This is a genomic window from Bradyrhizobium ferriligni, from assembly GCF_056837965.1.
This window is the reverse complement of the sequence record NZ_JBXEJO010000006.1, coordinates 159,885-169,693: the sequence shown is the minus strand read 5'-3', so window position 1 is coordinate 169,693 and position 9,809 is coordinate 159,885. Positions and strand designations below refer to the sequence as shown.

General features: G+C 59.4%; 5 protein-coding genes and 1 pseudogene. 3 read left to right on the top strand and 3 right to left on the bottom strand.

Going from position 1 to position 9,809, the window contains the following annotated elements; genetic code table 11:
* Positions 1-889: 889 nt before the first annotated feature.
* Positions 890-2,323, top strand: coding sequence for an NEL-type E3 ubiquitin ligase domain-containing protein (locus AC1VNY_RS05350; protein ID WP_482404409.1), 1,434 nt, complete (start codon positions 890-892; stop codon positions 2,321-2,323).
* 155 nt (positions 2,324-2,478) lie between these two features.
* On the opposite strand, the gene AC1VNY_RS05345 is transcribed toward AC1VNY_RS05350, so the two are convergent.
* Complete coding sequence (locus AC1VNY_RS05345; RefSeq protein WP_482404408.1) at positions 2,479-2,643, bottom strand: hypothetical protein; 165 nt, start codon at positions 2,641-2,643, stop codon at positions 2,479-2,481.
* Positions 2,644-4,113: 1,470 nt separating this feature from the next.
* Here AC1VNY_RS05345 and AC1VNY_RS05340 point away from each other — a divergent pair.
* Positions 4,114-4,641 carry a GNAT family N-acetyltransferase gene (locus AC1VNY_RS05340; RefSeq protein ID WP_482404407.1) on the top strand — a complete coding sequence of 176 codons (528 nt, stop codon included), beginning with the start codon at positions 4,114-4,116 and terminating at the stop codon, positions 4,639-4,641.
* 1,859 nt (positions 4,642-6,500) lie between these two features.
* Positions 6,501-6,887, top strand: a pseudogene (locus AC1VNY_RS05335) (helix-turn-helix domain-containing protein).
* 333 nt (positions 6,888-7,220) lie between these two features.
* On the opposite strand, the gene AC1VNY_RS05330 reads toward AC1VNY_RS05335, so the two are convergent.
* Both AC1VNY_RS05330 and nifA read right to left on the bottom strand, forming a co-directional pair.
* On the bottom strand, positions 7,221-7,433 hold the full coding sequence (locus AC1VNY_RS05330) for a TetR family transcriptional regulator C-terminal domain-containing protein (protein ID WP_482404406.1): 213 nt from the start codon (positions 7,431-7,433) through the stop codon (positions 7,221-7,223).
* 510 nt (positions 7,434-7,943) lie between these two features.
* On the bottom strand, positions 7,944-9,704 hold the full coding sequence (gene nifA / locus AC1VNY_RS05325; RefSeq protein ID WP_482404405.1) for a nif-specific transcriptional activator NifA: 1,761 nt from the start codon (positions 9,702-9,704) through the stop codon (positions 7,944-7,946).
* Positions 9,705-9,809 lie beyond the last annotated feature (105 nt).

Sequence of the window (9,809 nt, the reverse complement as noted above, 5' to 3'; positions counted from 1 at the left end):
CTGTCAACGCTTCGAAGTCGCCCTCACGGACGCCTCCGCATGACTCGGGGTCAGGGTGGGTCGCTACTCCTTTCCTGTATCGAACTTTCATCGACTATCCTTCGCCAGTTTCACTGGCGCACTACGCTTCCGTTGACGGCCGCATTGTTTGACGGAGGCGAGCGCTTCAGGTCCTACGGGTCATCCTAGGAGAAGTGCTATGGCGATTTCGCGGGCAAAGGTGACAGATCGGTCGAGCGGCGGCGTCGGTGGTCGCGAGATGAGAGGGAACGGCTAGTTGCAGCATCGCTCGAGCCCGGAGCACTGTTTCCGAGGTGGTTCGCATGGCCGGCCTTCATGTGAGCCAGCTGTTCAGGTGGCGCAAGGAGCTTGAGCCGCCTAATCGGCTGAGACCAACATGTCATGGAGTTCAATGAATACAGAACGGGCCCAGCCTCGCGCTGGCTTACCTTCCGAATCCGAAAGCACCGAGCCAACCTCTGGGGCCGCCGGGCAATCCCCTTCATGCCTGACGCAGTGGGCGTCAGCCCTGACGCGGTGGGCAACAGGAGCGGCCGCCGCCAACCTCGTCTCGTCGCAGGACCGCGTCCTGGCGACCTGGGCAGCGGAAGAGGGGCAGGGCGAAGACGAAAATCGGCAAGAGGGCGTCAACCGGACGAGGGCATGGCGGGACGAAGCTGATGTCGGAGACGAGCTGAATTTGTCGTCATTGTCCCTGACCGCCTTGCCTGCCTCACTCTTGCCCAGGCTCCGGACCCTCAATGTCATCGGTAACCAGTTGAGTAGCCTGCCGGCCCGGCTTCCGGGCGGACTCCGGGACCTCTACGCCTCTGACAACCGGCTGACCAGTCTGCCCGCCCTTCCGGGCAGGCTGCGGCACCTCCACCTCATGGCCAACGAGCTGGCCAGCCTGCCGGCAGAGCTGCCATCCAGGCTCCGCAGCTTGACTGTCGATAGCAACCAGCTCACCGATCTGCCCGCCCTTCCGGCAACGGTCGAGGAGTTCTCCGCCAGCAATAACCAGTTGACCAGCCTGCCCGATCTTCCGGCCAGGCTCCGCCGCCTGGATGTCAGCGAAAATCAGCTGACCAGCCTGCCCGATCTTCCAGCCAGACTGCGCTACCTGGACGCAAGCGACAACCAGCTGACAAGCCTGCCCGATATTCCGGCCAGACTTGGATACCTGAACGTCAGCGAAAATCAGCTGACCAATCTGCCCGAGACACTCCCGGTCGGCCTTGAAATGCTCGGCGCCAGTAACAACCAGCTGACCGGCCTGCCGGAGAGCCTGCTGACGCAACTCGGCAGCGCGTCCAGCATCGACCTGCGGTCTAATCCGATACCGGCCCCGGTGCTGGCCGATTTGGCGTCAGCCACGCGTGGCGCGGATTATGCCGGCCCGCAGGTCTTGCTGTCGATGCCGCTACAACCGGTGGAACATCAGCCGCGGCACCTGCACGAGGTTGTCGCGGACTGGCTCGCGGACGAGCCCGGCGCAATGGCCGCCTGGCAGGGCTTCGCCGCAGAGCCGGGTGCGCAGGACTTCGCACTCTTTCTCGAAAGGCTCGCGGGCACCGTGAACTATGGTCATCAGGCGTTCCGCGACCAGGTGGCCGAGAATCTGCTACAGGCCGCGATGAGGCCGCGGCTGCGCGAGCAGTATTTCGAGCTGGCCAATGGAGCGACTGCGTCCTGCGAGGACCGCATCACTTTGACTTGGAACGGTATGCAGACCGCACGCCTGAACTCTGATGTCAAGGATGGGCTTTATGACAATCAGCTCGACCAACTGCTCCAACACGGCCGTGTCATGTTTCGTTTGGGGGCGCTTGACGATATCGCACGCGAGACGGTCAGCTCGCTCCGTCGTGCCGACCCGGAGGCCAATGTCGACGAGATCGAGGTCTATCTTGCCTATCAGACCCAGCTACGGGACCGGCTGGAACTGCGCCACATCGCCCCTGATATGCGCTTCTTGAATCTCTCTGACGTCACGGCGAACGACGTTGCCAGGGCTGAGACGTCGGTGCGGGAACAGGAAGCGGCGGGTTTCGCGGATTTTCTGGCAACGCGCTGGGAGCCTTGGGATACGGTGGTGAGGCGGATCGCCCCCGATGATCATGCCGCGATGCGGGACCGGCTTGCCGATGCGATGGAAGATGAGTTTCCGACGCGCTTGAACGAACGACTCGCGGAGCCTGGCCTGACGGATGATGTCGATGCCCGGCGGGTGGTCGGAGCCCAGATCCTCGACGAAATCGCCCGTGAGATCAAAGGCGAGCTGATGCATAAGGTTCTCCGGGAGCACGGCCTCGAGCCCTGATCGATGCGATAGCCGCTACATACAGTCTCGTTTGGTCGTTACGGGACGAGCGATTGTTCAGGTTGAATGAATGCGGGCAGTTGCCGTCTGATGACCACCTCCGACCACTTCAGCGTGTTGTTCGCTCGCCGGCCGTACCTAGGAAACCCGCAATTCTAAACTTGTAAGCGATACCAGAGTTCAAGGTCATTGCTCGCCTGGATTTCGGCGAACAGACCATGTTCGCCGGTGCAAGGCTGTGTCAGGCCACGACTGGCATAGCCGGGGTTGAACTTGATCACGCGCAGGATACTTCGACAGCGCGGCCAATGCCGCTTCATGATTCGCTCATGTCGTAACCGATGTCGCTCTCCGCCACCGGGATAATACTTCATCTGGAACCCGTTTGTGACCTCGAGCGGAGTGCGCCGGCAGATCGGGAGCGGAGAACGTCTTGCTGAATCTCCGCTCCAATCGGCGGAAGATCCATAGCTCACTCAACGCCCAGCGCCGCCGGCATTCGTCGAGAACGCGCAAGCTTAAGGGAAACCGGAAATCAACCAAACGCTATATCCGATCATTTCCGGTAGGAAGTAATGGCGACGATAAACCAGGGCGCTCGCCGCAGGGCTACGGGGCCGCACGGCCGCCACTGCTGACCATCCGATAGGGCCTCGCGCGGCTCGCCTCCAGAATGTCGACGATCCAAAGTCACTTCAGCGCTCGCGGCTCGGCACCATGCCCGACGGAGGCCGATGACGTAAGCGTGACGGAAGAGATCGGAACCAATTTCGCCCCGCCCCGAGCGCGAGCAGCTACGCAGCGGCTTCGTCAGCTTTTCGAAAGCTTGCTCGGGTAGAACGTCTGCTCAGGTGATCTTGGACGTGAGGCTAGGTGGACCCGCACAATTCTGATCCATCCAATGTAACAGGTTGGTCGCAGGTTCAGCATGCCACCTCGGAAGAGCAGCAAGAGGGCCGGCGAGCCAATAGGCGTTTGAGCCGTCCTTGGCGACGGCGCTCCCAGCCAGTACCGGTAACTGTCCTCATCAGTCTGAAGAGGGCCGACCCTGAATTGATGACGCGACCAGTAATGCTGCGGCTCGGAATCTTAAAAAGGGGCACATTAGAGCAGTACCACCGAACTTCACCGATTGCTCGATGTTCTCCGCTTTCGACGTCAAGCGTTTGATCTGCGCAAATCAGCAATCCTATCGCTCACGTCAACGAATTCTACTAATCGAAGGATGAAGGCGCCGTTGAGCAATCTTCGCGTTTGCTGCGAGCCAGCTGCTCGCATTGCGATTCCGCCCAGCCCCCCTCAGAGGATGAGGAGAGTTTCATTGAAATGATGACTCGTGCCGATGGGCGCAGCGAGGCCGCCCTTGACCAGTATCACCCTGCTCTTCGCAGATTCTCCGAGGCACTTATCCTCGAGAGCCAGACGATATCTGGACTGGACCACGACTCGCGGGTCAAGTCCGCTCGGAGGCTGTTCCCGCGCGACAAGAATCTCATCTCCGCGTTAAATTTGTTTCGTGCTGCGGAGCTCTGCGCTAAATTTGGTTCGTAACACGGAGCCTACCTTCCGGTCCGGGCGCTTCGAGCGGGCAGCTGAGCATTGCAGCCTTGGCGGAGTAGTCTTCTATAGTCATTTGCCAGCTTCGGTTGGGTTGGCCGACACGGCACGTGACCACTTATGGCATTCAAGAGCATGTCGCTCTGATGGAAACTCGCTATTTCCGTGGCGTTGGCAATTGACCCGTCGTCCGAGCTAGCCGGGGGCGATCGGCTCGCTCCGTCCGAAATCAGATGACGGACGATATTCAGGTACGGCGCATTGGCGCTGATGAAGTGGATAAGCGTTTGGAGCGTCTCGCCGACATCCTCATTGACTGCGTCGCCCACGGCGACTCGGTCAGCTTTCTGCCACCGCTAACTCGACGACGTGCGCTGGTGTACTGGCGTAGCGTCGCGGACGCGGTCATTTGCAATGGATGCGTGTTACTAGCTGCGGAAGATCGCGCAGGTCAGATCGTTGGCACAACCCAGATGGTACCTGCCGCGTCTGAGAACCAATTGCATAGCGCTCGAGTCGACAAAGTCCTGGTTGAAAGAAGTGCACGCCGTCGCGGCGTCGGGCGCCGGATGCTCTCGGCCGTCAGCGAGTTAGCACGAAAAGAGGGAAAGACGTTGTTGACGCTTAGCACTACCACAGGTTCTGCTGCCGAGCGTCTTTACGCCAGCGAGGGATGGCAGCGGGTGGGCATCATCCCCGGGTGCGTGCTCGCCCCTGACGGAACATATCGCTCGGCGACCTTCTTCTACAAGCATCTCTGATACTGCAAAACTGGCTTCACGCTTGCTATCACAGACAAGATCTGTCCGGTCCTGTCCTGATAAATCATCATGGTCGGGGGCATCACTGACATTACCGCTTTATTTTATGACTTTGTGAACAACGACGACTTGGGCTCTCGATATGAGAATCAAACGGATCAGACGGTGGATCACTCAGCCGCCGCACGGCCTGTCATCACAATGGCGAGCAGACGATCGGCAAAGTAACGTCGATTTGCCGCTCTGGTTCTCAATCAACGTCCATAGCGCAGGGGTCGCGGAGCTTGAAGCAATCCCGACCATTGCGCTTGACATACTCACCCAGCTCCTAACATTTCGTCTTGAGTCCTCAAGATAGTGGGCATGTCGCCGCCATCTCAATATGGCGGGCGCCGGCGATTAGCGAATCGTGAACGAGCTCCACTAAGCCGTCGGATTATTTTGCTGCTCGGGCAGCCGTTGGATGAAGTGTGCGAGCCAGGCGAACGACCGCCATAAACTTTCGTATCGTTACGTGCCTCCTTGAGGCGCCCCATTTTTACCAAGGTTCAATTGAGCCCCTGATCACGATCCTCTTAGCTGCATGTGCGGCCGGCCACAGCGACATCTCATTCGTCTTCGCCGGCTTCGTCAACTGATAGCGCATCAGGAGGCCACAAATTCTATTTTTGGTCGGAGTGGCAGCCTATGCCGAGACGTGGATAGAGATACTGATGGAACCATTCGAGCTTGCGTGGTGCGAGTTCGAATACCAACGGGCTCTCAGATGCCTCGAAGCGAGGGAGAACAGGGCAGACGACGTCTGGTCCCGGAGCGCGGAGATTGAACCGTTCTGATCGGTCATGCTGGAGAACCTTGGGCCAAACACTCTATGACAGCGCACGGCCACGCACGCCACGAGCGGCGATACAGCGATCGAAAGCGCGCTCAAAGAATTAAAGAATTAGGCAGCACAGCCCCAATCAAAAGACCATCGCCAAGGAGCGTAAGGGCGCCTTCGTGCACGATGCACCGATGGGCTCAAGACCCTCCGCTCGATTGAGGAAGAGTCAGTCGTCGTTACCTTTCGCAAAAACACCTTGTGAGCCACACAATTCATCGAGAATTGGGTGCCCTTGCTGCGACGAACACAGTACGCAATGAAGACCAGTCTGGTTTCTTACCTAAGCGTGTCGTCTCGGTCCGATCGGAGCGCTTCATGCAGAAGATTCCGCGATCTCGCTTTGACGCTCTACGTTGCCGGAACGGCGGATCGACGTTCCGGGATCCGCTGAGGCATACTATGCGTCCGATGTGCGCTGTACGATCGTGTGATCGCCTTACCAACTTAGCGATATTGCAATCTTGATTGATGCAATGAGACGCGTGTGCACGCTTAAATCCTGCATTTGGTCGCCGTCTTCGTGGGGTTTCGACGCCTCCGAGGTGCGTGGAACGGTACCTACCTGGCGATATCGTCAACTACGAAGGCAATCTGATCGTCGCTTGTCGCTACGCAAGCGTGCCCTCCAGCATCTTGGTCAGCGCGGTTTCGTACGGCCCTCGAACTTCTCAGGCTCGAAAAGCCCTGTCCTATCGAATGCCTCGACTTCGATCATCTGCCGTACGAACAGGCTACCCTGATCATCTCGCAATGGACACTAACCACGGTTGTACGGAGGACGGCCCCCTTGACGTGTTGTAGCTCCGGTAGAGATACAGGAATAAAGCTGCGCCGGTGATAAGCATGCTCACAAATCCATGACAATTGAACTCGCGCTAGTTGCGGTTCGGTCGATATTCTGCCGAGCGTACTGTCGGAATGACGGATCCATGACCTAGAAGGCAGGGACTCTCGATCGTAAGAACGGCTCGCCAGAATGAATAGGTCAGCAGCAAAGAAGATCAAGCAGCGCAGTGCCGGCAAACCCCCGACATTGAGTTGGGCAAGCGGATTCGCCTGCGGCGTGTGGAGCAGACGATTTCGCAGGCCGAACTCGGCGATTAGCTCGGCGTCAGCTTCCAGCAGGTCCAGAAGTAACAGAAGGGCGTCAACCGTGTCGGCGCTGCCCGTCTTAGCAGGTCGCCACGTCCCCGTCACATTCTTCTACGACGATGACAACAATGCGCGCGAGGTTGAGAGCCTCCTGTTCCTGGACACCGCCTTCAGCCTGCGGCTGTTGCGCGCCTACAGCAAGGTCGAGGATCAGACCGTCCAGCGTCTGTTGGTGTCGTTGATGGAATCGATCGCCGCCGACGAGGATTGACCGGCACTCGACGTCAGATCGCGGCACATGGACGCGATCTCGTCTCAGGACCCACTCGCGCGGCGAGAACGGTCGATTGACTTGTACACGCCTCACTTTCAGCCGGTAATCTCAGGGCTGCTCTCCTCGATCACCGGCACCGCGTCCCCGATGTCGATACGCATCTGCTTGACGGATCGAGCGACAATCTGATCTCCGAGCTCGCTAACTCCGCCATTGACATCTCCCTCATGGTGAGGGGCGCCGCCTTGCGGCCGGTCTCCGGACGAAGCGTTGCCTCGCCGAACAAGCCATGAGGTCGAGCACGCGCACCACGTGCGGTCGTTCCCGCCGCTAACGGCCGTCTCGAACCCACGCACGAAAGGCGAAGCCGCGCGACTTGCTATGGAGTGGCGTCGTTGCGGCAGCCGCCAGGAAAAACGGCACGTTCTCCGCCACGTGCGTGCGGGTGTGCGCTCGCACTGCCTTTGGATCTTCGCCGAACACCGCCCGCATCAACAGCGGCGCGATTACGAGTTCGAGTAAGTACTGGGCCGTCTTGGTCACGCGCTCCGAGGTGGAGGCGGCGGAGGCTATGCCGTGCTTCGAGCCTAACGTCCTTTAGGACGCCGGCCGCGTGATGCGTGCCGCGTTTGCACATCATACGCCGACTTTCGCCAGATCGGGAAAGCGGCGCTTCGGTGACTGCCATACGGAAGCAATTTTTCTTCTGGGAAGGAGAAGGTGGCCTAGACGCCATGATCTAGCGACGAACTGGCGGGAAGAGCGGTGAACTTGATCGATGTCGGAGCTGTTGGCTGCCGTTGGTCGGCGACGCGACGGCGTCGGTCAGGGGCGGCACAGTTTTCAACCCCGTAGCGCGCCGACGGGTTCACCACCGCGCCGCTCAGTCCAGTTCTCGCTGCGCTCCAAGCGAACTCGCCCCCGGCCACGGCGGCAGACGGGCGGCTCCTCGCACGCGTGGTCAATCCGCCGCCGAGGGGGGCCGCCCTTTTTCAGATTTTGGTGGGATTGGATGCGCCTCCGAAACCCATTGTCCTCTCATGGTCCGCGCGTTCAGAACCGCTTGATCTCGATTCCGTACTTCCTCAGCGCGTAGCCAATCTGGCGCGGCGTTAGTCCGAGCAAGCGCGCAGCTTTTGCCTGTACCCAACCAGATTTTTCCATGGCCGCAATGACCCGCTCGCGATCGGCGATCTTCGCGCCACTTACGAGGACTGTGCCGAGGGGGGGGGGGTCCAGTGAGGCCAGTTCGCTGCCGACAAGGGGGGACGGCGCGGTCGCTTCTGACAGCGAAGTGATCGGCTTGGCGGGCACTGGGACGGGCGGTGCCGATTGGACTGTCGCCTCCTCCGACGTACTTTTCCACAGCATCGCGGAAAGGCACTGGCCGTGGCAGCATGCAAAATCATTTCTCTCGATCGATGGCCCAGCCGCCAGGGTCGCTGTGCGCTCGATGCAGTTTTCGAGCTCGCGGACATTGCCCGGAAAGCCGCAGTTCATCAACACATCGATCGCGCTCGCCTCCAAGGTCAGCATACGGCCGTTCACGCTATTGAAATTCCTCAAGAACTCGCGGGCAAGCAGCGGAATATCGCTGCGTCTTTCGCGCAACGGCGGCAGCAGCAGAGGAACAACGCTGATGCGATAGTAGAGGTCTGCGCGAAACTCGCTTCTTGCCACAGCTTCTTCAAGATTCTTGTTGGTCGCGGCTATGACTCGAACATCGACCTTTATGGTCTGGTTGCTGCCGACCCGCTCGAACTCCTGCTCCTGCAAGACTCGCAGCAACTTCGCCTGGAACGGGGCCGAAATCTCGCCGATCTCGTCGAGGAACAGCGTGCCTTTGTCAGCAAGCTCGAAGCGCCCCTTGCGCGAGCTGAAAGCGCCAGTAAAGGCACCTTTCTCATGGCCGAACAATTCGGATTCCAGCACTGTCTCAGGCAGTGCCGCGCAATTCAGCTTAATGAAGGGCCGCTTGGCGCGGGACGATGATTCGTGAATAGCCTTGGCTACAAGTTCCTTTCCGGTACCGGATTCGCCGCGCAGCAGAACCGTGCTGTTCGATTTGGCCACGACCGCGATCTTTTCGAGCAACCCACGCAGCGCCGGGCTGTCGCCAATGATCCCATGAACAGGTAGCTTCTTACGCTCTCGTACAGGCTGCCTAAACTCGAATAATTGCTTTTGCAGACGGTCCTTCTCCGCCATCAGCCGCTCGCGATCGCAGGCGAACAAGCGATGAAGCCTCACTGTCTGTCCTACCAGGTTGGCGATCATGGTGAGCAGCCGCGCATCATAATCGAGCCGGAGACTCGACCTTTCGTCACGGACACGGTCGAGCGTCAGTGTACCGACGACTTTCGGATCGATGCGGATCGGAACTCCGATGAACGACACCGGCATATTATCCGAGGCACCCAGCACTTCAAGGTCAGCTGCACTGAACGCTGGCTCTGTTGCCACATTCTCGGCGACAAGAGGCCTGTCGGTCGCAACGATCTGGTCGATTGCCTTCCGTGGCAGGCGCATCCGGAAGCGGTCGTCGCTGCCTTCGCTCCAGCCAGCACCCACGGTAATGTCCGGCATCCCGTCATCGTCGAACAGTGAGACGATACCGTGTCGCATCTGCACAAACGATTGCAGAAGGTCCACGACGTTGGCCAGCGTGACCTCGAGCCGGCAGGGAGCGGTGAGTATTTTCGATATTTCGAAGATTCCGGTCAGCGCGCTCTCGCGCAGCGGCTCGCCCGAGAGCTCGCGCTCCGTCTCTGGATGAGAGGCAGGTATCTCGCGTGCGGAAGCGATATGCAGCATGAGGCGGTCTCCGTTATTTTGATCATCCTCCCTAGCACCTTGTTCGGATTTGCGAGCTTCGTTTTGCATGTCATGCTCGATCTAGCGTCACGAGTTAACGAGATG

Coding starts and splice junctions, on each gene's coding strand:
- AC1VNY_RS05350 (WP_482404409.1), top strand. CDS start 890: ATGGCCAACGAGCTGGCCAGCCTGCCGGCAGAGCTGCCATCCAGGCTC.
- AC1VNY_RS05345 (WP_482404408.1), bottom strand. CDS start 2,643: ATGAAGCGGCATTGGCCGCGCTGTCGAAGTATCCTGCGCGTGATCAAG.
- AC1VNY_RS05340 (WP_482404407.1), top strand. CDS start 4,114: ATGACGGACGATATTCAGGTACGGCGCATTGGCGCTGATGAAGTGGAT.
- nifA (WP_482404405.1), bottom strand. CDS start 9,704: ATGCTGCATATCGCTTCCGCACGCGAGATACCTGCCTCTCATCCAGAG.